16 protein-coding genes and 8 pseudogenes are annotated in these 22841 nt (G+C 69.3%); 10 read left to right on the top strand and 14 right to left on the bottom strand.

Annotated features, from left to right (window positions below):
- Positions 1–783 precede the first annotated feature (783 nt).
- Together HDA41_RS40165 and HDA41_RS40160 are read left to right on the top strand one after the other, a co-directional pair.
- Complete coding sequence (locus HDA41_RS40165) at positions 784–1986, top strand: MFS transporter (RefSeq protein WP_184992927.1); 1203 nt, start codon at positions 784–786, stop codon at positions 1984–1986.
- 234 nt (positions 1987–2220) lie between these two features.
- Positions 2221–2409, top strand: a complete 189-nt coding sequence (locus HDA41_RS40160) for a transposase (protein ID WP_184992925.1) — start codon at positions 2221–2223, stop codon at positions 2407–2409.
- A gap of 14 nt (positions 2410–2423) precedes the next feature.
- Here HDA41_RS40160 and HDA41_RS40155 read toward each other — a convergent pair whose 3' ends face one another.
- From HDA41_RS40155 to HDA41_RS40130, 6 genes are all read right to left on the bottom strand, one after another.
- Entirely contained in the window at positions 2424–2687 is a 264-nt protein-coding gene (locus tag HDA41_RS40155) for a hypothetical protein (RefSeq protein WP_184992923.1), read from the bottom strand.
- A gap of 173 nt (positions 2688–2860) precedes the next feature.
- A complete protein-coding gene (locus HDA41_RS40150; protein ID WP_184979534.1) occupies positions 2861–4096 on the bottom strand; it encodes an IS701 family transposase in 1236 nt (411 codons plus the stop codon).
- Positions 4097–4210: 114 nt separating this feature from the next.
- Positions 4211–5791, bottom strand: coding sequence for an IS1182 family transposase (locus tag HDA41_RS40145; RefSeq protein WP_184994142.1), 1581 nt, complete (start codon positions 5789–5791; stop codon positions 4211–4213).
- 68 nt (positions 5792–5859) lie between these two features.
- The gene (locus HDA41_RS40140; RefSeq protein ID WP_184992921.1) at positions 5860–6588 is read right to left on the bottom strand and encodes a hypothetical protein; all 729 of its coding nucleotides are present in this window, start codon (positions 6586–6588) and stop codon (positions 5860–5862) included.
- 197 nt (positions 6589–6785) lie between these two features.
- On the bottom strand, positions 6786–7478 hold the full coding sequence (locus tag HDA41_RS40135; RefSeq protein WP_230299883.1) for a class I SAM-dependent methyltransferase: 693 nt from the start codon (positions 7476–7478) through the stop codon (positions 6786–6788).
- Between the two features lie 119 nt (positions 7479–7597).
- A complete protein-coding gene (locus HDA41_RS40130; RefSeq protein ID WP_184992917.1) occupies positions 7598–7951 on the bottom strand; it encodes a glycine-rich domain-containing protein in 354 nt (117 codons plus the stop codon).
- Positions 7952–8119: 168 nt separating this feature from the next.
- Here HDA41_RS40130 and HDA41_RS40125 point away from each other — a divergent pair.
- Positions 8120–8974, top strand: a pseudogene (locus HDA41_RS40125) (transcriptional regulator); the annotation flags it as partial.
- 443 nt (positions 8975–9417) lie between these two features.
- On the top strand, positions 9418–9939 hold the full coding sequence (locus HDA41_RS40120; RefSeq protein ID WP_184992915.1) for a hypothetical protein: 522 nt from the start codon (positions 9418–9420) through the stop codon (positions 9937–9939).
- Between the two features lie 482 nt (positions 9940–10421).
- On the opposite strand, the gene HDA41_RS42135 is transcribed toward HDA41_RS40120, so the two are convergent.
- Both HDA41_RS42135 and HDA41_RS40110 read right to left on the bottom strand, forming a co-directional pair.
- A complete protein-coding gene (locus HDA41_RS42135) occupies positions 10422–10499 on the bottom strand; it encodes a peptidase inhibitor family I36 protein (RefSeq protein WP_260423763.1) in 78 nt (25 codons plus the stop codon).
- Between the two features lie 299 nt (positions 10500–10798).
- On the bottom strand, positions 10799–11233 hold the full coding sequence (locus tag HDA41_RS40110; protein ID WP_059416889.1) for an ATP-binding protein: 435 nt from the start codon (positions 11231–11233) through the stop codon (positions 10799–10801).
- A 512-nt stretch (positions 11234–11745) separates the two neighbouring features.
- On the opposite strand from HDA41_RS40110, the pseudogene HDA41_RS43050 reads away from it, so the two are divergent.
- Positions 11746–12083, top strand: a pseudogene (locus tag HDA41_RS43050) (IS630 family transposase); the annotation flags it as partial.
- 268 nt (positions 12084–12351) lie between these two features.
- On the opposite strand, the pseudogene HDA41_RS42130 reads toward HDA41_RS43050, so the two are convergent.
- From HDA41_RS42130 to HDA41_RS40100, 3 genes and pseudogenes are all read right to left on the bottom strand, one after another.
- Positions 12352–12682: pseudogene (locus HDA41_RS42130) on the bottom strand (NF041680 family putative transposase); the annotation flags it as partial.
- A gap of 393 nt (positions 12683–13075) precedes the next feature.
- Complete coding sequence (locus tag HDA41_RS40105) at positions 13076–15598, bottom strand: ABC transporter permease (RefSeq protein ID WP_184992913.1); 2523 nt, start codon at positions 15596–15598, stop codon at positions 13076–13078.
- 135 nt (positions 15599–15733) lie between these two features.
- Positions 15734–16507: an ABC transporter ATP-binding protein gene (locus tag HDA41_RS40100; RefSeq protein ID WP_230299884.1), complete on the bottom strand. Its 774-nt coding sequence runs from the start codon at positions 16505–16507 to the stop codon at positions 15734–15736.
- Between the two features lie 285 nt (positions 16508–16792).
- Between HDA41_RS40100 and HDA41_RS42970 the strand changes: the two are divergent.
- The 4 pseudogenes from HDA41_RS42970 to HDA41_RS40085 all read left to right on the top strand — a co-directional run.
- Positions 16793–16855 (top strand): annotated as a pseudogene (locus tag HDA41_RS42970) (hypothetical protein); the annotation flags it as partial.
- A gap of 103 nt (positions 16856–16958) precedes the next feature.
- Positions 16959–17379, top strand: a pseudogene (locus tag HDA41_RS40095) (helix-turn-helix domain-containing protein); the annotation flags it as partial.
- A gap of 62 nt (positions 17380–17441) precedes the next feature.
- A pseudogene (locus HDA41_RS40090) lies at positions 17442–18259 on the top strand (IS5 family transposase).
- Positions 18260–18282: 23 nt separating this feature from the next.
- Positions 18283–18962 (top strand): annotated as a pseudogene (locus tag HDA41_RS40085) (transposase); the annotation flags it as partial.
- 18 nt (positions 18963–18980) lie between these two features.
- Here the strand turns inward: HDA41_RS40085 and HDA41_RS40080 are convergent.
- The 3 genes from HDA41_RS40080 to HDA41_RS40070 all read right to left on the bottom strand — a co-directional run bounded on the left by HDA41_RS40080 (position 18981) and on the right by HDA41_RS40070 (position 21896).
- Positions 18981–20438 carry an aldehyde dehydrogenase gene (locus HDA41_RS40080; RefSeq protein ID WP_184994141.1) on the bottom strand — a complete coding sequence of 486 codons (1458 nt, stop codon included), beginning with the start codon at positions 20436–20438 and terminating at the stop codon, positions 18981–18983.
- 355 nt (positions 20439–20793) lie between these two features.
- Positions 20794–21384 (bottom strand): transposase, encoded by a 591-nt coding sequence (locus tag HDA41_RS40075; protein ID WP_184985255.1) that lies wholly within the window; start codon positions 21382–21384, stop codon positions 20794–20796.
- Entirely contained in the window at positions 21381–21896 is a 516-nt protein-coding gene (locus HDA41_RS40070) for a winged helix-turn-helix domain-containing protein (RefSeq protein WP_230299892.1), read from the bottom strand. Before HDA41_RS40070 ends, HDA41_RS40075 begins: the two co-directional genes overlap by 4 nt.
- Positions 21897–22018: 122 nt before the next feature.
- On the opposite strand from HDA41_RS40070, the pseudogene HDA41_RS40065 reads away from it, so the two are divergent.
- Positions 22019–22836 (top strand): annotated as a pseudogene (locus HDA41_RS40065) (IS5 family transposase).
- Positions 22837–22841 lie beyond the last annotated feature (5 nt).

The following is a 22841-nucleotide window of genomic DNA, read 5'->3' as shown; positions in this document are numbered from 1 at the left end:
CGCCCTGGCCTGCCTGGACACTCGGTGGACGGGGGGCCGTCACCGCCTTGTCAACCCTGACGACGGCACCGTCTCTGGTGGGACACCACCTTCGTCAGCGGGCTGCCGACGCCGACCGGCGTCGGTAGCCCGCAGCTACAGGGCCTCGGCACCTTCCAGGCCCCAGTCCCCTCCCGGCCGGTATCGAGTACTCGAGAGCCTTCTGGCGGCTGAGACGACACACCCGGACGACGACCAAAAGGAAGTCCCGCCCACACCACGTCACCGACTCCCTTCAACCCGACCGAGACACCCACCGCCCCCGGGAATCCCGGGGGCTTCGTGTGCAGGCGGCACCGGCGAAATGCGCTTGCGCGCGGTGACGACATGACTGTTCCTGGAAGACCGAGGTGCCGACCTACGAGGCCACGTCGCTTCACCACCGACCACCACCGCCTCACCCCCGAACAGCGCTGCCTCTTCACGTCCGTCCGCAGCCTGGGCTGACGCCCGCGCGTACGGCGCCCCCAACCTGGCCGACGGTCACGCATACGACGATGCCCATGCCGGTCGGGACATGGGGGCACCTCAACCCACGCGCGGTGACTCGTTTCGGCGATCCGCGCCATGAGTGCGCTGGCGCCGGACCTGCTGCCGACCGAGTGTTCCGCCACCCGACGGTCGGCGCGCTCGCCGCCTGGCTGCGCGCGGTGAGACACCCATGACGGACGTCCACGGGGGAACCCGACGCGCCCACGGGGGCCGGTGCGGGCCCTGGCCGCGTTCGTGGAAGGGAGGGCCCTGTTGGGCACGGAGGTGACCGCACGACCGGCGGGATACCGGCAGGTGATGTCGGTGCCCGGGTGGCGGCCCTGGGCGCTGACCACGCTGCTGAGCCGGATCCCCGACGCGATGGCGCCGCTGGCGCTGGTGCTGCTGGGCCATCAGACGGGATCGTTCACCGTCGGCGGACTGGCCTCCGGCGCCCACGCCATCACCGAGGCCGCGCTGGCGCCGTGGCTCGGCGTGCTCGCCGACCGGTGGCGCGGCCACCGCTACGTGCGGGTGGCGCTGGTCGTCCGCGCCGCCGTCTACACCCTGCTGGCCGCCACCGCCACCGTGCTGCCCGCCGCGGCCCTGGTGATCCTGGCGGGCGTTGCGGGCGGCATCGGGGCCGGAGTGCCCGGACAGCTCAGAGCGTTACTCGCCCGCACCATGGACCCGCCGCTGCTGCACCCGGCGATGAGTCTGGACACCACGCTGCTGGAGCTGGCCTGGACCGTGGCCCCGGTCGGCGTGTCCGTGCTGGTCGCCGTCGGCGACCCCCGGCTGGCGGTGGCCACCATGGCCGTGCTGGCCGTCGCCGCGGCACTGACCTCGCTGCGCCTGCCGGCGGCACCGTCCGACGGCTACGGGGCCGACGGCGCCCGGCGTTCGGGACTGGCGCTGGGCCCGGTCCTGCTGCGCGCGGCCCTGCCCTCACTCGCACTGGCCCTGGTCGGCGGCTTCGCCGGCGGCGTCCTGGATACCGCGGTGCCACCCGTGCTGGACGCCTCCGGTTCCCCCGCCTCGCTCGCCGGGGTTCTGTTCACCGGCTACTCCATCACCAGCGTCGTGGGCGGGCTGATCTACGGGCTGCGGCACTGGCCTGGCAGGATCCACCGCCAGGCGGCGGCGCTGCTGGCGGCCCTGTGCCTGGTCCTGCTGCCGGCGGCGCTGGTGCCCAGCCTGCCGGTCATCGCGGTGAGCATCGTGGCGGCGGGGCTGTTCGCCGCGCCGCAGCTCACCGCCCGCTCTCTGACCCTGCAGCGGGACCTGCCGGAGTCGGCGTGGAGCGCCGGGTTCTCCGCCCTGTACGCCGCCAACGGCGCCGGGTACGGGCTGGCCGGTTTCGCCGTCGCCGCCCTGCTCCCCCTGGGCGCGCACTTCGCCTTCGCCGTCCCCCTGGCGGTCTGCATCGCCGCCGCCGTCGTCGCCTTCCTCCCTTCAGGAACCGCCCGTTCCTGAGCCAGCACGGTCTCGTACCTCCACCGGCGCCGCGACCCGCCGACCTCCACGAACTCCGGGCCGAGGAAGTGCGCGACCGGATCATGACCGCGCGCAACCCCGGTTGACCGCGGCGCAGCCGGACAGTCTCGCGGCGGACAAGGCATACAGCAACGGACCGGTGCGCGAGTACCTGCGGCGGCGGGGCACCCACCACACGATTCCGGAGCAGACTGACGGCCAGGCCGCTCGCCTGTGCAAAGCTCACGCGGCGGGCGGCCACCCGGCTTCGACGAGGACGGCTACAAGAAGCGCAACACCGTTGAACGAGCGATCAACCGCCTGGAGCAGTCCCGGGCGGTGGCCACTCTCTACGACAAACGCGGCCTCGTCTTCCTCGGCACCGCGATGGCGGCAGCCCTGGCCAGCTGGCTCCGGAGCTGACGACCGGACACGGCTCAGCGACCACCCTCGGCGGGCCGCTGGTGCCCACACGGCACCGGGCCGCCGTTCTTGTCGAAGACCTCGGCGTCACTCCCCGAGTTCACCCACACCGTGATTCCCTGATCATGCACGACCACGTTGAACGGCGACTGCTCCGGCTCCGTCTCAGTCACCACGGTGAACTCTTCACCCGGACGAATCCAGTGATCCGTTCCCCACGGCTCCACCCACAGGCAGACCATGCTGCTGGTCTCGTTGCTCACGCTCGTCTTGGACACGCTCGCACCCTAACCAGCAACATGATCGGCCGGACACGTCCTAGTAGTGCTTCGTTAGGTTCTGGGCTGTCTGCGGCGGCTGCGCGGGGTGGGTAGGGGGCGTCCGCAGGTGGTGCATTCACCGGCCCAGCACCTCAGCAGGTCCTGGAGGAGGTCGAGGACCTGGTAGAGGGTCAGGCCGGTGTGCGGACTTTTGGGTCGAGCCGCCGGAGGGTGAGGAATGCCTGGGCGGCGGTGACGAGGGTGACGTGGTGGTGCCAGCCGCGCCAGGTGCGGCCCTCGAAGTGGTCCAGTCCCAGGCCGTGCTTGAGTTCGCGGTAGTCGTGCTCGATCCGCCAGCGCATCTTCGCCCACCGCACCATGTCGGCGACCGGGGTGGTGGCGGGCAGGTTCGATATCCAGTAGCCGGTCGGAGTGCCCTGGCCGTCCGGCCATTCGACCAGGAGCGTCTGGGTGGGCAGGACGCCGTCCCACCGGTTGCGGCCGCCGCCCGCCTCCTGAGCTGCGGCCAGGGCCTGCTTGCCCGCAGGCCGCACGGACAGGACCGCGAACCGTGAGGTCATCGCGCCCTTTCTGCCCTGGCGCCATGTCACCTCGGTGAACCGGCCGGCACCGGCCTCGGCTGCGAGGACCGAGACGGCCCGCGGTGCAGTGCGATACCGGGGCAGCGTCGGCGGCCCGAGCCCGCCGTAAGCGGGCTGGTGCGGCTCGGCATTCTCCGGGTGGGCGACTTCCTTCCCGGTCAGCGCCAGCACATAGGACAGCCCGCGCTGTTGAAGACCGAGCCGGAACGGGGTGCTGACGCCGTAGCCGGCATCGGCGACCACGACCGGCGCCTTCAGCTGCCACTCGCCGAGCGTGTCGAGCAGGCCGAGCGCCAGGCGCCACTTCTCCTGGTGCACCACCTCGTCGGGCACTCCTGCCCTGCGGCACCGCTCCGGCGTATCCGTCCACTCGCGCGGCAGATACAACTGCCAGTCCAGCGGGCAGGACGCGGTGTCGGTGGCGGCATGGACACTGACCGCGACCTGGCAGTTCGCTCGTTTCCCGACCGCCCCGCAGTACTGCCGGGCCACCCCCACCGACGCGGTGCCGCACTTGGGAAACGACACGTCGTCCACCACCCACACCTCGGGCGTGATCACCTCGGACAGCCGCTCGGCGATCCGCCGCCGCACCGGCAGCGGATCCCACGGCGACTGGTTCACGAACTGCTGCAGGGCCTGCATGTTCCCGTCCGGCAGCCGCTCGGCCATCGGCTGGATCGATTTCCGCCGGCCGTCCAGCATCAGACCACGCAGATAACACGCACCCCATCGCCGCTGATCCCGCCGCGGCAGCGAGGCGAACGCATCGGCAACGAACTCCGCTAACTCACCCCGGAGCCGTTCCACCTCCCCCAACCTCATACCAGAACGATGCCCACCACCAGGGAAGATCACACAACGTAACGAAGCACTACTAGAAGGCTGATGAAGATCTTGGTGAGGGCTGTCCGGCCGTCGGGCCGGACAGCCCTCCGGTCATGTACCGGCCGGTGCGATGTGCCAGGTGCCACTGGTGTGGGTGAGTCCGAGGTTGATCAGTCGGCGGAGGTTGAGTGCGGCGGCTCGGGTGTGGAGCCAGGTGTCGTTCTTGATGGTGCCGCGGTAGCGCAGGCGCCGGTTGCCGTGGTGGACGAGCCAGGCGACGGCGCGTTCGACCGGGGGCCGCCAGCGGCGGTAGTCGGCCTGCCAGCCGGGGTCGGTTGCGGCCTGGTGGCGGGCTGCTGTCTGGATGTTGTGATGGGGCCGGATGGTCAGGATGCGTCCGGCCCTGGCTTTGGTGCACTGCTCGCGCAGGTGGCATCCGGTGCATAAGCTCCCGAAAATGGCTTTGCGTTGGTGGTGCTGCCCGCCGGGGCCGGACAGGGCCACGGTGTGTCCGGCCGGGCAGGTCACGACAGCGGCTGTGGTGTCGATGGCGAAGTCGTCGAGGGTGAAGCCGCCGGGGACGGCAGGCCGCAGCGGGGCGGGCTTGATGAACAGCCGGTGCCCGGCCTCGTGGAGGGCCTGGCGGACATCGCCGGTGGAGTAGGCGGTGTCGCCGAAGGCATCGAGTGGGGTGTCCTCGTCGGCAAGCAGTTCCAGGCCGACCGCGGCCTCGTGGTGCTCGGGCCCGGCGCCGGGCCGCAGAGCGACGGCGGTGTATAACCCGGTCTCGGGCTCGACGGCCAGGTGGGCCTTGAAGCCGTCCTGCTGGTGAGTGCGGGTCTTGTGGACGTGGCGTGCTTCGGGATCGATGGTGGAGACCATCCGGCCAGGGGCGGTGCCCCGGGTGATGCGCCAGCGGCCATCCCGGCCGTCGGAGTCCTCGGCGGGCTCGACGTCCTGGCCGGCGACCAGGGCCAGGAGGCCCACCGCGTTGGCCGCCCTTTCGCCGAGTTGCTCATCGGGCAGGTGGCCCAGCAGCCGCAGGGCATCTGTGACCAGCGCGTCGACCAGCTCGGCGCGGGCCTGCTCGTCGTTCCAGGCGATGCGGGGCTTGCCCGGGTCGGTGTAGTCGTGCGCGCTGCACTGGGCAGCGGCGACCGCGTCGGCGCCGGGGACCTCGCGGATCACCGCGCGGACGGCGGCGATGATCTGGGTGACGGTGTCCTGGGTGGCGACCGCGTCGTCCAGCACGGTGGAGTCCAGTGCCCGGCGGTGCTTGCCCTTGAGTACGCCGGTGGCCTTCACGACCTCGCGCACGGCCTCGAAGATCCGGTTGGGACGGGCGGAACGGGCCAGCCGACGGCGGAAGTAGGCCAGCAGCGACGGGTCGAACGCCATGTCGTGAAGGCCCAGCCCGCATCCGGCCTTCCACCGCAGGTCGCACCGCAGTTCCTGGACCGTCTCGAAATCCGACAGCCCGTGCAGGGCCTGCAAGGTGACCGCGGCGGCCAGGATCTGCGGCGGCATGCTCGGCCGTCCGTTCGCCGACGGGTACATGTCCGTGAACATCTCAGCCGGGAACAGCTCGCCACGATGCTCGGCCAGGAACGCGAACACACTCCCCTGCGGGATCACTTCCCGGCAGGTCTCCCACACGTCCGGCCCGACCATCTCGCCGACCCACTCACCCATCGCCACATGACGAGTCTGGCCCTGCCGCTGACGCGGCAGGGCCAAAACCCAAGATCTTCATCAGCCTTCTAGGGGCTGTTGGCGGGCGGTACGCGGAGCGCGCCGACCTGTCCAACCTGGCTGGACGTGCTCGAACTGAGAAGAGCCACGATCCCCTGCGCGCCGTACGACGAGGTCGTCAGCCGCGCCCACGAACCATCCCGGAAGGAGATTTTGAAGTCGGACTCGGCCACGCTGAAACTCTTGATCTCCGCGCCGACGACGTCCTTCCGAGGCAACGACCATAGGACGGCCTCGGATCCCGGGACCTTCTCGCCACCGCCCCACGAAACGAACCGACTGCCCCGCGCCGTGTCCTCGTACGACAGGACGCGCACCAGCCCATCCGACTCGGCCACTTCCATCTCGGTCACCATGCGCCAAGACCGCCGGGAGGGATCGAGCTGCCAGGGCAGCGTGCGAGCCGTCTCGCCCACGCCCGCCCACATGACGGGGAAGTCGTCGACCTCGTTCTCAGGCTCCTCCAGCTTCCCCCGCCTCTCGGGGGACGCGGGACTGCCAAGGGCGTCGGCGATGATGTGAAGCGGCAACATCAGGAGCCCGGTAACGACAGTCTGGACGTGCTGGCCGAGCTGGCCGAAGAATCCGCGCACCGCGAAGGCCTGTCCAGAAGGCCATCCGGGCAAGTCGGACTCAATGTCGTTGCGCTCGTGGTCGCGAAACGAGCGCCGCTTCGCCACCGATGCGGCAGTACCACTCGCGAACTCGACCCGGTAGCGTTCCGGTTCCTCGTCCATGACCTTCCTTCCTCGCCACTCTGGCAGGGTCCACTATGCCAAGTAGGGCGGGCGGCTCCGTTCCCTCCTGTGGCCCGACCGGGGCATGCGGTGACCGAGTTGCAAGAGCCGGTCGCGCGCCGCTGAATACCCTCGTCGCGTTCAGGTACGGCACCAGCTGACCGACGGGGAGTCCACGCTCGTCCGCGTCGCCTGCGTCACTTCGGAAGGCGGGCGCTCACCAACAGTGTGCCGGCGGTGCGAGGGCCCTCACCGGTGGCGGGCAGCACGTCGACATCGATCTGGGTGAACCCGGCCGCATCGAGCGCCTTGGTCCACACGTGCTCCTGGAGTACCCAGCGGCGCATCGTGGCCGCCTCGCCATCCGGCCTCTTCGCCGGGATGTCGGCGTGCACCACATCGGGCTGGGCCATCTTCCCGGACAGGTAGTGGGCGAGGGTGGAGAACACCAGTCGCCCGCCGGGCCGCAGCGCGGCGGCCGCCGCGGGCAGCAGCTTGCCCGGGTCGGTGAAGTCGACGGCCCCGAAGACGCTGTAGAGCATGTCGTACGTGGCGGCCGAGGCGTGCAGGTGGTTCACGACGTCGGAGTGCACGATGCGCAGGCGTGGGGCAAGGTGCCCGTACAGATCGGTCGCCATGGCGTGCTGGGCAGGCGAGGCATCCACCGCGATGACCTGGGCGGGATGGTGACGAGTCGCCAGGTACGCGGCGTGCCGGGCCGCTCCGGCGCCGAGGTCGCCCACGCATTTTTCCGTCAGGTCGCCCAGGATTTCCGGTCCGGGTCCGGCGTCCTGGCCCCAGTTCCAGTAGAACGCGACAGGCACCTCGCGGTCAGTGCCGACGCGGGTGCGGCCGTAGTGGTGCCAGAGGTCTGCGGTGCTGGATGTCACCCGCCCCATCCTGGCGGTTGCAGCCAGGCGCCAGGCCCGTTCGCCGAAATGTCACCCAGGCGCGCCGAAGGGACCTTGGCCACACGGCCGTGACCCCGAGGCTCCCACCCTGCGAGCGGTCAGTGCGAGTCGCTGCCCGGGTGGCACGGGCTGTAGTCGGCCGCGTCCGCCCACAGCGACAGGTCGACCTCCCAGCCGTCGGCCGGGATCAGGTGGGCCGTCCGCATCACAGACCCGTCGTTCTTGAAGTCGACCTTCGGCACATGGTGCAAGTACTGGCCGCCGTTGAAGCGATCGCACAGGTCGAAGAACGCCACGGTGTCGAGGATGATCGTGTGGACGCCGATGTCGACGATCTTGCCGGGCGCGAGCCCCAGCTTCTCGCCCCGGTGGGCCATCGCGGTCAGCAGGTACAGGTACCCCTGGCCGAGGACCCGCTCGGCCATCACCGAGTCGTACGGGTAGTCACGCATGAGGCCGACCTGCACACCATGGCAGCTGTCGCACTTCCTCTGACCGTCGACCCGACCAGGACGTGTCGGGGCACGCCGACCTCGAGGGCGGCTCGGTGGGCCAGAGTCAAATCGACGATGTGCGCTGGGCGTTTCGTGTCATCTCTGTCGCCACCCACCGCCACGGCACCCCGCCTGGCCACCGCCCGCGACCTGTTCGACAGGGGCGTGCACGGGCGGCTCCTGGCCGTGCTGCCCGGTGTCATCGCGGACGGGCACGCTGCGGCCGCGTCCCGGCGTGACCTCGACCAAGCTCGGCTCTCCTCCGTTTACACCCTGGCCTCCGCCGTGCTCGTCAAGGTCGGCTCGTACGCACGCGCACGGCTCACCGCGGACCGCGCGCGCACGTGGGCCGAAGTGTCCGGTTCCCCGCTCGCGGCGGCGGCCGCCGCCCGGGAACTGGCTATCGTGCTGCGCCACCAGGACCGCAACGTCGATGCCCAGCGCATCATGACGGCGGCGGCCGCCACCGTGGAGGCGACCGGGCTGCGCACCGACGCGTCGGCGGCCGCATACGCGCAGATGCTGTGCACCCTCGCTTACACCGCCGCCCGGGGCGGGCAACGGGCTGAGGCGCTGTCGATGACCGAGGAGGCCCGCCGCGCCGCCCGCCGGTTGCCGCAGATCGCTCCCGCGGGCCGTCTGTTCCCTGTCAGCCCGGCCGCCGTCGACCTGTACGCCGTCGGCGTGCACTGGGCTCTCGGCGACGCTGGCGCCGCTCTGGAAGCCGGGAAGGATCTGCGGGCCGCACAGTTCCCGACCGCCGAGCGCAAGGCACGCCTGGGTACCGACATGGCACGGGCCTGGTGGGCGTGGAACCGCCCCGAGCAGACCGCCCGCGCCCTGCTGGACGCCTACCGGGCCAGCCCCGGCGAGGTCCGCGACCGGCCCGCGATCCGCAGCATCGTCCACGAACTCGCCAAGCGGCACCCCCGCACCAGCGGTGTGCGCGAGCTGCACGCCGCCGTGGCGACGGCCACCTGACCAGCCGCCCACTCGGCTGTCCTCGACCGTGCGGCCTCAACCAGTGCGTTGTACTGGCCAGCACAGAGGGTGTCGAGGTTCGTCTCGCGCAAGGTGCCTTGCCTGGTACACCGGTCCCAGGCCAGGCCTTCGCGGCCGGCACTCTGCTCGCCGCCTTGTTCCTGGCCGATCTCGCCTAGCCACCCTGCCTTCATGGTGAGCTTCGCTGTGCATGAGCGGTGCGGCGAGTGGGTGACGTGTCGACGGCCTGGCCCGGGCTGGTTCGTTGACCCGGGTGGCTGCTTACCGGACAGGTCGGTGACTGATGGGGCCCCTTGAGCATCCCCGCCCCAGCTCTGGGTGACTTCGTGCGGCCAGGCCGCGCCACTGCGAGAAGGGCGCGTGGCGGATCGCGGCACTGCGGCGTGGGCATGTCGCCGGCCGGTAGCGGGCAGTGATGAACTATGGCTACGGATGGTGGCGTTGCGCCCGGTGTGCAGGTCTGCTCTCTCAAGGTCGATACGCCGCAGCTGATCGCGCCGGGGACCGCGTACAAGATCGTCCGTTTCCCCTTCGGCGCGGCGGAGCCGACGGACCGATTCGGAATGCACCAGGCCGTCCAGCCGGACGGCTACGTGGTGAGTGACTGGGCGACAGACGACCGCAGCGGCCTGATCTGGCCGTCCAAAGCCGGCTGGGGCCACCTGCACGCGATGATCCAATGGGAGGCCGCCAGCGGCACGGGCGGCTACGGCGAGCTGCGCGACCAGTACGTACGTGACCCGCTGGGCCTGACGCCCAACCCCAACGACACCACGGCGACCGAGCACCGCACACCGACGCCCGGCGGCCAGTTCTACGTCAAGAACCACGGCGTCTTCGTCGACCCAGGCACCCCGGTTGCGCTCCGTGTCACGCACAACGACGCCAACCCGCGTCTTTTGACCCTCGCCGAGTTCAAGCTCGTCATCCACCCTGCCGCCTGACGAGCTCGTGCATCGTTGCGAGTAAGACGTCAGGCTCCCCGATCGTTGCTCACGAAACGTGCGGTGGGGGACGCGACTCGTGCGGTGATCACCAGCCACCGGCGGACCAGGGCCTGACGACCGATGTTCAGGGCGCATTCTGGGCCCTGGCTCGCGCTGATGACTCCGTGATGAGGACGGCCCTGTAGACCCTGGACCGAGAAGCCGAACCGCTGAGGTGTCCCACCCAAACACCGGCGTGCACACACGGCCGGGCGGGCTCGGGTGCGGTTGCCTTTCAGGGAGCGGGTCTGGTCGTTGAGGTTGTAGCCGCGCAGGTCGTGGATGGAGCCGCCGCTGCGGGTGACGCAGACCCGCCGGCCGCTGCGGTTGCGCTTCTCCTACACACGGGCGGTGCGGTCGGAGTTGTTGCGGACGGAACTGCCGCGGTCACGGATCGCGGAGGGGAGGTCCTTCACGCTGCCGTCCACGGCCCGCTTCGCTCATGGCTGCCTGCCGAAGTTGGTCTCGGGGTAGATACACACATAGCCGGACGGGCAGTCGGTCGCGGCCCGCGCCATGCCGGTCCGACACATCTGGGCGTCCCGGCGCGCCCGCAGCCCCGCCAACAGCACGCTGACCGCGTCGATCAGCCCGAACGCGGGCAGGTCGCCGTAGGAGACGTCGTCGGCTCGGATCTAGGTGTGCTGTTCGGAGAGGTTGGTAACGCGGCTGGCTGGGGTGTGGCTCGCGCCGGCTGGCGACATCTGGGACGCCCGCGCGTGCGGCCAATTGGTGTTCCAGGACCGCGTATCACTCGATCCTCGTGCCAGACACACGACACTTCTCCTCCACAGCGGGCTTCACCGGTGAGCAGAAGTCAACCGCTGTTGCCACCATGCCGGTCGGTGCTGGCATCGGTATCGGCGGGACGGAAGCATGCCGTCACCGTTTTGCCGTGCCGCTGGCACCTCATCCCCCACTCATCGGCGAGCTTACGCACGATTGCTACTCCGCGGCCGGATACTTCCCCCGGCTGTGGTTCGCGCTGGCGCGGCAGCGTCGGGTCCTCGTCGTGGACGCTCACATGAAGGCAGTCGCCGTCCCACGTGAGGACCAGGTGCGCGTCGCTGTGCGCGTGGATGTGCGCATTGGTGATCAGCTCGGACACAGCCAGCACGATGGTGTCCACCGTGTTCGGCTCGGCAGCGGCCCAGGGCAGGGACTCGAGACGCCTGCGTGTCCACTCCCGTCCGGCGCGCACTCCCTCGGACATGGGGAACGAGTGCGCCCATCCCATCGCCTTCACAGCCACTGCCCCGACATCCTCTCCTTCGTCCCCCACACAAGTTTGTGATGGATCGTCTACCCGGCATCTGCCTTAACAGCCATAAGAGCGCCCCTCCATGTCCGCAATCGCCACCTCGGAGTGTCCATCGCGGCTTGGACACGTTGCTGCGCTTGCTGGCGTTCCCGTCTGGAGTGCGGTTTTCCAAGATCCGATACGAGTCCCACACTGGGTCGCACCGGCGCGGCCCGCGTGGAGCCGGCCGCCGCGCCCGACCGCTAGCCGCTCGATGAGACCGCCGCCGCCTCCTGGATCAGGCTTGCCGTCAGCGTGCTCCGCGACATCGACGACATGGGTTACCCCGTCCAGCTCCACGCCTGAGCTGGCCGCCCTGTCCGCCCCGATGGGCTCCCCGGCAAAGGTGCGGCTGCGCACCTTTTACACATGCTTTGGTTTGGTTACTTCTCTGAACTGCTGAGCTTCAAAGCGTGGTGTCGGCAGGGGCTGACGGTTCATGATCCCTGCGGTATGCCGACTGCATGAGGTATGCGCAAGGGGGCCGGCTGGCCGACGCGCGGCGGGCCTTCCGCGAGAAGTTGAGGATGCAGGCGGCCGAGCGGTTCGCCCGGGGCGACGAGAACGCGGTCATCGCGCACGACCTGCGGGGCAGTGTCCGGTCGGTGCAGCGCTTGCGCAGGGCCTGCTCCCAGGACGGGCCGAGAGCCCTGACCCCCAGAGACCGGCGTCGTTGCCGCTGCTCAGTGACGAGCTGTTCACCGTTCTGGAGCAGGAGTTGGCCAAGGGGCCGGTGGCGCACGGCTGGCCGGACCAGACCTGGACTCTGTCCCGGATCAAGGCCCTCGTCGGACGCCGGTTCCAAGGCGACCGGTGCTGGTCGCCCAGAACAGGGCGCGCCACGATGACGACTCCCGTGCCGCCGGTCACCGAGCCAGACCCCTCCGCACTGACCTGCCCAGGCGACCAGGTCGGGCCGTGCGCCCTGTGCCAGCACAAAACCCACAAGTACGTCCGTGGCGACTGCCCACTGTGCCAGTGGTGCATGGCGCCGGCCATGGAGAAGTGGGGGCCCGGGCGTGCGGTACGTCAACACGCGCTCCTGAGCTTGTTCTTTAACCTTTCAACCGTTATAGGGCGATAAGGGTCTTCTCGCGGCGGATGGTTTTGCCCACGTCGTAGCGGGGTGCCCGGTGTCTGTTCGGGATGCCGGGCGGTCTTCCGGGGCCGGGCCGGTGGGGTTTTGGTGCTCTGGCGGGGCAGGGCAGGTGCTGGCGGAGGTTCCGATTTTGGAGGACCACAACCATACCGCCGGCGCGCCCGGTCCTTCGACAAATGCTCGACCTCCAGCCGGACCAGCGTGCTCTCGATCAGTGGCAGTTCGCCTTCGTGGTCCAGCCAGGCGGCTCGGTGAGTCAGACGCGGATGGGCCCGGTCCCACGCCTGCACGGTCGCCTTGCCTTAGTTCGCGGTGGCGGTGCGGGTCGAAAGGGACCGACGAGCAGTGTCACGCGGGAAGATCGCCTCGCTCGCCTGAGGCAGTGCCCAGGTCATAGCACTCGAACGGCGGCCGACCAGCGTGGAAGGCATGGTGCGTGACGTGGACCCTGCCCGAGCCGATGCCGACCTCGCCCGTGCCAGATCCTGACCTGCGGCCCGGCTGGGCCGCGGAACGCAAGTGGGACGGGTTCCGGGCCCTGGTCTCCGTCGACGCGGGGCAGGTGATGCTGCGCTCAAGGCGCGGTACCGAGCTGGCCACCGCGTTCCCGCATCCTGAAACGCGCAGGTCCGCGCACCGGGAAAGGTGCGCGGACTGTGCGTACGGCCGATTCGCTCTGTGCGTACGGCGATGCGCTACTCGTTCTTGATGGCGGTGAGCATGTTCAGCCGGGCGGCACTACGGGCCGGCCACATGGCCGCCAGCGTGCCGACCAGTGCTGCCAGCAGCAGGAAGAGCGCGAAGCGGCCCCAGGGCAGAACCAGCGCGTAACCCGGGACGCTCGACGCCACGGTCTCGCCAACGGCCCAGCCCAGGAAGGCGCCGAGGCCGAGCCCGATCGCCGCGCCGAAGACCGAGATGACCACGGCCTCCAGGCGGATCATCCGCTTCACACGCCGCCGGTCCAGGCCGGTCGCCCGCAGCATGCCGATCTCCCGCTGCCGCTCGAAGACCGACATCGCGAGGGTGTTCACGATGCCGAGCACCGCGATGACCAACGACATCGCGAGCAGCCCGTACATGACGTTCAGCGCGGTGTTGATGAACCCGCCGAACTCGGCCCGGATGTCCTGGCGGTCGCCGATCTCGATCGCCGGGTTGCCGGCGAGGGCGTCGACGACGGCCCGCTTGTTCGCGGCGCTCTCGCCGCCGTCCGTCTTGACGTAGATCCGCGAGATGACCGACTCCGCCTCGTGCGGCTCGAGTACGTCCGTCGAGACGACGACCGGCGAGACGACAGTGTTGCGCTCGAAGACGGCCCCGACCGTCAGCTTGCCGCTCTTGGCGTCGTCGTACGTCACCGGCACGCTGTCGCCGGTCTTCCAGCCGTTGGACCGCGCGATGTCGTCGGCGACGGCGATCTGTCCCCGGGCGAGGGTGCCCAGCGAGCCGGAGACCGTGGTGAGGTGGATGGCTCTCTGGAAGTCCGCGGGGGTGACGCCGGAGACCGGCTGCAGACTGCCGCCGAGTCGCATGGACGCGGGCTGCTCCTGGGAGACCGCGTTGACGCCCTCGGCCTTGCGCAGGGCGGCGACCGCCGAGGCGTCCAGGCCCGAGCCGCCGATCGCGGTGACCATGTAGTCGGCCTTGACGATGTCCGTGGTCATCTTGTCCACGGCCTGACCGAGGGTGACCCCGAGCACGGTCAGCGCGGTGACCAGCGTCAGGCCGATGGTCAGCGCGGAGGCGGTGGCGCCGGTGCGGCGCGGGTTGCGTACGGCGTTCTGGCCGGCGAGCGTGCCCTCGATCCCGACGGCGCGCAGCAGCGGCCGTACCGCGGCGACGGCGGGCCGGGACAGCAGCGGGATCAGCAGCATCACCCCGACCAGCGCCAGGATGGCTCCGAGCCCGACGAGCGCCCCGCCCCCGGAGCCGCCGGCCCTCCCACCCTGGACGCTCACGGCCACGCCGAGCAGCGTGAGGAGGCCGCCCAGGGAGTTCCGTAGGACCAGGGACTTGGTGGTGGCCGGTAGATGCACGCTGCTCATCGCCGCGACCGGCGGGATCTTCGCGGCACGGCGGGCGGGCATCCAGGCGGCCAGCATGGTGACCAGGACACCGACGGCGAACGCGACGATGACGGTCGTGGACGTGACGATCACCGGACCGTCCGGAAATTCCCCGCCCAAACCGCCGCTGGTTGACCGCAGTACGACGGTCGCGCCCACCCCGAGGGCAAGACCAGCGACGGAGGCGAGGGCCCCGAGCACCATCGCCTCGGCCAGGACGGAACGGGTGACCTGCTTGCGGGAGGCACCGACGGCGCGCAACAGGGCGAGTTCCCTGGTGCGCTGGGCGGCCAGCATGGTGAAGGTGTTGGCGATCAGGAAGACGCTGACGACGAGCGCGACGGCGGCGAAGGCGAGCAGCATCGAGTTGAGATTCGACGCGTCCGCCTCGGCCAAATCGGCTTCCTGGTTGGCGAGTTGCCGACCCGTCTGGGCTTCCGCGTAGTCCGGAAGCAGCTTCCCGATGGTGGCGGCGAGCTCGGTGTTCGAGGCACCGGGAGCGGCGGTGACGGTGACGGTCTGGTACCGGTCCGGCTTGAGATAGAGCCGCTGGGCAACCGGAGTGTCGAACAGCACCAGGCTGCCGCCGTCGGCCACGGCGCTGTCCTCGGTGGTGAAGATGCCGGAGAGCGTGTACGTCTTCGCCGGACCCTTGGTGGCGACGCGCACGGTGTCGCCGACGTGGTACCCGCCCCGGGCGGCCGAGGCCTTGTCGAGGGCGACCTGCCCGGCCTCGGTGGGACCGCTGCCGTCGGGGAACACATACAGCCCGTCCTGGCCGTCCTTCCCCGGCGCGAAGTTGGCGCCCGCGTTGAACAGGGCGCTGCCGAGGAGCTTGCCGTCCTTGTCTGCGACGGAGGCATCTCCGTAGACCCGCCCGGCGGCCTCGGCGACCCCGTCGAGTCCGGCGATCTCGTCGAGGGCCTTCCGGCTGAGTCCGGGGTTCTCACCGGAGCCGGACGCGTATGCCCGGACCTCGACGTCCACGTGGGCGTAGCCCTTGGCCGCCTGGTTGCGGTAGGCGTTGGCGAGGGTGTCGGTGAAGACCAGGCTGCCGGAGACGAAGGCGACGCCGAGCATGACGGCGAGGAGGGTCATCAGGAGTCTGGCTTTGTGGGTGAGGATGTTGCGCAGGGCTGTTCGGAGCATGGTGGTTGGTCCTGGTGGGTGAGGGCGAGGCTGAGGGCGCGAGTGGGGCCGGGGGTGGAGGGCGGCTGATGGTGAGGTACGCGGGTTGGTTCGTACGATTCGGTTCGTGACTCAGCTCGTCACTCAGCTCGTGATTCAGCTCGTACGGAACTTGGTGTCGAAGGCCTTGATGCGGTCCAGGACACCTTCGGCGGTGGGCTGGTACATCTCGTCGACGATCTGTCCGTCGCCGAAGAAGATGACACGGTCCGCGTAGGAGGCGGCCACGGGATCGTGGGTGACCATGACGACGGTCTGGCCCAACTCCCGTACGGAGTGGCGCAGGAAGCCGAGGACTTCGGCACCCGAGCGGGAGTCCAGGTTGCCGGTGGGCTCGTCAGCGAAGACGATGTCCGGCTTGGAGGCGAGAGCCCGAGCGACGGCGACGCGCTGCTGCTGGCCGCCGGAGAGCTGGGCGGGGCGGTGGGTGAGGCGATCGGAGAGGCGGACCATCTCAATGACGGTGTCGAGCCACTGCTTGTCCGGCCTGCGGCCCGCGATGTCCATGGGGAGGGTGATGTTCTCCAGGGCGGTGAGGGTCGGCAGCAGGTTGAACGCCTGGAAGATGAAGCCGATCTTGTCCCGGCGCAGCTTGGTGAGCTGCTTGTCCTTCAGGGAGCCGAGTTCGGTGTCGCCGACGCGGACCGATCCGGAGGAGAAGCTGTCGAGTCCGGCGACGCAGTGCATCAGCGTGGATTTGCCGGAGCCCGACGGGCCCATGATCGCAGTGAACTGCGACTGTCCGAAGTCGACACTGACCCGGTCGAGGGCGACCACCTGGGTCTCGCCCTGTCCGTAGACCTTGGAGAGCTCCGTGGCACGGGCGGCTACGGCGTTGATGCGGGGGGTGGCGGGCGAGGCGGTGGTCACGAGGACTGCTCCGATCGACGGCAGAGACGGCGCGGGCGCCGTTCCCGGCCGGCCTGGCCGGAACTTCTCCATCGTCCGGTTCGTACGGGTCCTGCGGATCAGCCGAAATTCCGAGGACCTGGGGCTGACGGGAGAGGCGGTCTTGTCAGCCTTACGTATGCCGTTGAGTCAACCCTGGAGGCGAACCCTGTGCAAAATGCCTGAAAAGGGGCCGCCGTCCCCCTCGCCGACAAGACCCGCCCCATCGGCTTCTAGACCTTTCGGCCGAGGCACAAGGTCGCGTATCGCACGAACACGGCCCACGCTGAAGGGGCAACTCGGGAACCTGGCGAGCCCGGCGTACGGCTGCGCTGCCACCTAGTGCTGTGGCCGGGAACGTTCGCCGGGTTGGTCATGGTGGCGCTTGAGGCGGTTGGATGTGACCTCACTTCCGGTTTGGTGTGGAGGCGGGATGGCGCGACCGGTCCGGGCACGCATGCTGACCGAGCAGGAGGGGCAGAAGCTGCGGCAGGTCGTGCGGCGAGACAGCACGAGCGGGTGCGGTTCCGGCGGGCGATGATGCTGCTGGCTTCGGCGGGCGGCAGCACGCTCCCGGCCATCGCACGACTGGTGCAGGCTGACGAGGACACCGTCCGTGATGTGACCCACCGCTTCAACGAGGTCGGGCTGTCCTGTCCGGACCCACAGTGGGCGGGAGGCCGTCCCGCCTACTCGGCCCCGATGACGAGGACTTCGTCGTCCAGACGGCCACCACCCGCCCGACCCAGCTCGGCAAGCCCTTCACCCGCTGGTCGATCCGCAAGCTCGTCGATCACTTGCGACGCAACATCTCCCGACCGGTCCGGATCGGCCGGAAGACCCTGCGCCGCTTAGAGGTCCTAACAGAAGTTGTTGATCAAGTGACCATCGGGCTTGTCTGCTCGTTGGTCGGGTCGTGGGGAAACGTCAGTCGCGGCCGTGGATCGTGTCGGACGAACTGTGGTCGCTCATCGAGCCGTTACTGCCCGAGCCGGGGCCGAAGCTGGTGGCGGGCCGGCCGCGAGTGCCTGACCGGCAGGCCCTGTGCGGGATCCTGTTCGTGCTGCACACCGGCATCCAGTGGGAGTACCTGCCGCAGGAGCTGGGCTTTGGTTCGGGTATGACGTGCTGGCGACGCCTGGCCGCCTGGAACGAGGCCGGCGTGTGGGACCAGCTGCACTTGGTGCTGCTGAAGAGGCTGCGGTCGGCGAAGCAGCTGGACTGGTCGCGGGCGGTGATCGACTCCTCCCACGTGCGGGCGGCCCGCAGAGGCCCAAAAGCGGTCCCAGCCCGGTCGACCGCGCACGGCCGGGCAGCAAACACCACGTCCTTGTCGATGGCCAGGGCGTCCCGCTCGCAGTGTCGCTGACCGGCGGGAACCGTAACGACGTCACCCAACTCCTGCCCCTGCTGGACAAGGTCCCACCCGTGGCCGGCGTCGTCGGACGGCCACGCAGACGGCCGGACATGCTCTTCGCCGACCGCGGCTATGACCACGACAAGCACCGGCGGCTGCCGCGGAAACGCGGTATCCGGCCCGTGGTCGCCGAACGCGGACAGCCGCACGGCTCCGGCCTGGGCATCTTCCGCTGGGTCGTCGAACGCACCATCTCCTGGCTCCACGGCTTCCGCCGCCTGCGCATCCGCCGGGAAAGACGCGACGACATCCACGAAGCCTTCCTTGGCCACGCCACCTGCCTCATCACCCACCGACACGTCCAACGCCTTTGTTAGGACCTCTTACTGGCCCGCCGCGGGCCTTCCAGCGCACGAAGACCTGGAAGGAATCCCCGGATCCTGACTTCGATGCCAAGCTGGAGCGGATCGAGTACGCGATCAACGAGCGCCCGCGCCGCACTTTCGCGTTCGATGAATTCGGCCCCCTGGGCATCCGTCCGACCGCGGACTCCTGCTGGGCCGAACAGGGACGTGCAGACCGATTGCCGGCCACCTACCGCCGCGCCCACGGCATCACCTACTTCCACGGCTGCTATTCCGGCGGCGATGACCAGTTGTGGGGCGTCAACCAGCGCCGCAAAGGCATCGACCACACCTGGTCAGCACTCAGATCCATCCGCGCGGCCCGACCCGACGGGGCTCCGATCTACGTGGTCCTCGACAATCTCTCCGCCCACCTGAACTGGCGCGTCCGGCGCTGGGCGGCGAAGAACAAGGTCGAGCTGTGCTTCACGCCGACCTACGCCTCCTGGGCCAACCCCATCGAGGCCCATTTCGGGCCGCTGCGGCAGTTCACCCTCGCCCATTCCCACCACTCCAACCACACCGTGCGGACCCGGACCCTGCACGCCTACCTGCACTGGCGCAACGACAGCGCCCGTCACCCTGAGTCCTGGCCGCACAGCGACGCGAACGAGCCCGCATCCGCAGTGAGAGAGCGACCGGCAGGGGCGGCAGAGCGGTCCAGGCCGGGGCCTGATCGCCGGACCTTTCCCGGTCACGGCACCAGGTCGCCAGGCAAATTGATCGTCTTGTACTCCAGGAACGAGCTGAGGCCCTCAGGCCCGAACTCGCGGCCGATCCCGGATTCCTTGTATCCGCCGAAGGGGGCGGCGAACTCGATCCGGTACCCGTTCAGCGTCAAGGTCCCCGTGCGCACCTGGCGAGCGATGCGCATGGCCCGGTCCAGGTCGTTGGTCCAGATGCTTCCCGACAGGCCGTACTTCGAGTCGTTCGCGATACGGACCGCGTCGTTGTCGTCCTCGAAGGGGATGACGACGAGCACGGGGCCAAAGATCTCCTCCTGTGCGATGCGCATGGAGCTGTCTACGTCTGCGAAGATCGTCGGTTCGACATACCAGCCCTTCGACTGGCTCGCGGGCCGGCTGCCGCCGACCGTGATCGTCGCGCCGTCCTGCCGCCCGCCGGCGATGTAGTCCTCGACCCGCCGCCGCTGGCGCTCGGCCACCAGGGGGCCGACCTCCGTCGAGGGGTCATCCGGATCGCCGACCCGCAGCGCAGCAGCTGATTGCGAGATCGCTTCCACAACCTGCCGGTAGCGGCTGCGGTGAGCGAGGATCCGGGTCTGTGCCAGGCAGTGCTGGCCGGACATCATGATCGCGTACGGCATGAGGGCGGGGACGACGTTGTCGATGTCGGCGTCCTCGAGGATGATGGCGGGCGACTTCCCGCCGCACTCGAGGGTGACGCGCTTGAACTGCTCGCCGCACAGCGCGCCGATCCGCCGCCCTACGGCGGAACTGCCCGTGAAGCTGATCTTGTCGACCAGCGGGTGCCGCACGAGTGCCTCACTGTTCTCCCGGTCGGCGGGCACGATGTTGAGGACACCCGGGGGCAGACCGGCCTCCATGGCAGCCTCAGCGAGCAGGTATGCGTCCAGCGGGGTCTCCGGCGCGGGCTTCAGCACGACGGTGCAGCCGGCGATCAGGGCGGGAGCAAGATTCACCATCGTCAGGATGAGCGGCGCGTTCCACGGCACGATCTGCCCTACGACACCCACCGGCTCGCGAAGGATCCGCGCCGGACCGCTGAGACCTGCTCGATCCTGCTCGAAGGGGAATGTCATGGCGAGTTCCCGGTTGTAGTCCAGAACCATCACGGGAACCGGTGCCTGGAGCTGGTTCGAGAAGCTGATCGGCGAACCCATCTCCGTGGTGATCAGCTGTGCGATCTCGGGGACACGTGCGCGCAGGTACTCGCCGAACGGACCCAGCGCGTTCGCACGCTCCTGTGGAGACATGCGGGGCCAGGGGCCATCATCAAAGGCGGCGCGCGCCGCGCGTACTGCCCGGTCGATATCCGCAGGCGTCGATGAGGGAGCCGTACCGACCCGCTCCTCCGTGACCGGAGAGATGACCTCGATCACGTCTTCCGAGGCAGGCGAGACCATGTCCCCGCCAATGAACAGCCGGTCCTGAACTGTGCGGCTGGTCATGGCCGCTCCTCTCGCCGTGCCAAGACACACCCACGCGGATGGCCGTCGGTGAGCCAGGTCAAAGCCGTCACCGCGTGATACTGCCTCCAGCCGACCACGTCCGGGCCTCGGCCGCGCGCGGGCTTCCACCAGACGGAGGACCGATGCTGTTGCGACCCGCGATCAGCAACCCGGCGAACCTTCCCAGTCACGGCACTAGACGTGCGCCAGGTGCTCCGCTCGTTGCCCCGCCACAGCTGCGTCCACGAGCCCAGAATCCACCAAGCCCGTGCCACGTGAACCCCCCGACTCTTGAGTAGAGCGCGTGTGCAGACATCAAGGGGAGGAGCAGCAGTTACGTTACGGAACGTCCCGCTTACTGATCTTTTCGTAAGTTCGGTGGGTGTGGTGGACGGATGGTCAGGCCGGTATGGGCGAGGAATGACCATGGCAGTCCGGGGTTGGTGTTGATGCGGTGGATGCCTTGCTCGGTGGCGTCGGCGACATCGGCGAGGTGGTCGCCGGCGAGGTTGGCGAGTTCACGCTTCTTGAGCGAGGACCACAGCAGTTCCACCGGGTTCAGCTCGGGAGCGTAGGCGGGTAATCGTTCCAGGGTGAGCCAGTCCTGTTCGGCGACCCAGGCCCGCATCGCCCGGCTCCAGTGGGCGGACAGGCCGTCCCAGACCAGGACCACTCGCTCGCCGCGGTAGAACACCTTCACCTGCTCCAGGACCTCGATGAGCCCGGCGGTGTCGTAGCTGCCGGGCTTGAGGTGGAAGCACAGGCGGGCCCCGCGATCGGGGTCGGTGGAGTGGTAGCCCAAGGCTCCGGCCATCGACGCGCGCTTCCAGTTCAGACGGTGCCGCAGGAGCGGAGTCCGCCCTCGGGGCGAGTAGGTGCGGCGGATCTGAGGGAGCAGGGAGACGCCTGATTCGTCGAGGAAGACGATCCAGGCACGTGTGTTCACGGCCCCTTTTTGATGCGCGGCCACTCGTGCGCGATCCAGCGGGCGATCTCCGACTCGTCCCGCTCGACCGCCCGCCGCTCGGGCCGTTGCAGGCTCCATCCGAGCCGGCCGGTCAGCAGCCGCCACACCGACGCCCTCGACAACACCACCCCCGTTGCCCGGGTGACGACCGCGCCGACTCGTTCCAGGGTCCACAGGTCGGCCTCGAAACCATGAGCCTGGGCACCTTGCTCCAACGCGGCCCGGACCATCTCGACCTGGGTGTCGTCCAGCTTGGGTGGGCGTCCGGTGGCTGCCCGTCGCCGCAGGCCCGAAGCACCGTCTTGCTCCCACACCCGCCGCCAACGCCGCACACTCTCGGCACACACCCCCACCGCCCTCGCGATCTCCGCATTCGAGACGCCGCCCTCGAACAACTCGACTGCCCGAACACGACGCGCCTCCGCCAACTGAGGCCGAGACAAAGGAGGAAGGGAGGAGCCGGCAACCGAAGGGGAAGGTTGATATGCCACCCCGACAGCCTCCCACCCACACGGCCACCACACCCACCGAACTTACGAAAAGATCAGTAAGAGGTCCTAACAGAAGTTGTTGATCAAGTGACCATCGGGCTTGTCTGCTCGTTGGTCGGGTCGTGGGGAAACGTCAGTCGCGGCCGTGGATCGTGTCGGACGAACTGTGGTCGCTCATCGAGCCGTTACTGCCCGAGCCGGGGCCGAAGCTGGTGGCGGGCCGGCCGCGAGTGCCTGACCGGCAGGCCCTGTGCGGGATCCTGTTCGTGCTGCACACCGGCATCCAGTGGGAGTACCTGCCGCAGGAGCTGGGCTTTGGTTCGGGTATGACGTGCTGGCGACGCCTGGCCGCCTGGAACGAGGCCGGCGTGTGGGACCAGCTGCACTTGGTGCTGCTGAAGAGGCTGCGGTCGGCGAAGCAGCTGGACTGGTCGCGGGCGGTGATCGACTCCTCCCACGTGCGGGCGGCCCGCAGAGGCCCAAAAGCGGTCCCAGCCCGGTCGACCGCGCACGGCCGGGCAGCAAACACCACGTCCTTGTCGATGGCCAGGGCGTCCCGCTCGCAGTGTCGCTGACCGGCGGGAACCGTAACGACGTCACCCAACTCCTGCCCCTGCTGGACAAGGTCCCACCCGTGGCCGGCGTCGTCGGACGGCCACGCAGACGGCCGGACATGCTCTTCGCCGACCGCGGCTATGACCACGACAAGCACCGGCGGCTGCCGCGGAAACGCGGTATCCGGCCCGTGGTCGCCGAACGCGGACAGCCGCACGGCTCCGGCCTGGGCATCTTCCGCTGGGTCGTCGAACGCACCATCTCCTGGCTCCACGGCTTCCGCCGCCTGCGCATCCGCCGGGAAAGACGCGACGACATCCACGAAGCCTTCCTTGGCCACGCCACCTGCCTCATCACCCACCGACACGTCCAACGCCTTTGTTAGGACCT

The organism is Streptomyces caelestis, from assembly GCF_014205255.1.
GTDB lineage: Bacteria > Actinomycetota > Actinomycetes > Streptomycetales > Streptomycetaceae > Streptomyces > Streptomyces caelestis.
This window is presented reverse-complemented; position numbering and strand designations above follow the sequence as displayed.

Bases quoted from the DNA above. Each gene is read 5' to 3' on its own strand.
- HDA41_RS40150 (WP_184979534.1), bottom strand. From the start codon at position 4,096: ATGAGGTTGGGGGAGGTGGAACGGCTCCGGGGTGAGTTAGCGGAGTTC.
- HDA41_RS40145 (WP_184994142.1), bottom strand. From the start codon at position 5,791: ATGGGTGAGTGGGTCGGCGAGATGGTCGGGCCGGACGTGTGGGAGACC.
- HDA41_RS40140 (WP_184992921.1), bottom strand. From the start codon at position 6,588: ATGGACGAGGAACCGGAACGCTACCGGGTCGAGTTCGCGAGTGGTACT.
- HDA41_RS40130 (WP_184992917.1), bottom strand. From the start codon at position 7,951: ATGCGTGACTACCCGTACGACTCGGTGATGGCCGAGCGGGTCCTCGGC.
- HDA41_RS40120 (WP_184992915.1), top strand. From the start codon at position 9,418: ATGGCTACGGATGGTGGCGTTGCGCCCGGTGTGCAGGTCTGCTCTCTC.
- HDA41_RS42135 (WP_260423763.1), bottom strand. From the start codon at position 10,499: ATGGCGCGGGCCGCGACCGACTGCCCGTCCGGCTATGTGTGTATCTAC.
- HDA41_RS40105 (WP_184992913.1), bottom strand. From the start codon at position 15,598: ATGCTCCGAACAGCCCTGCGCAACATCCTCACCCACAAAGCCAGACTC.
- HDA41_RS40080 (WP_184994141.1), bottom strand. From the start codon at position 20,438: ATGACCAGCCGCACAGTTCAGGACCGGCTGTTCATTGGCGGGGACATG.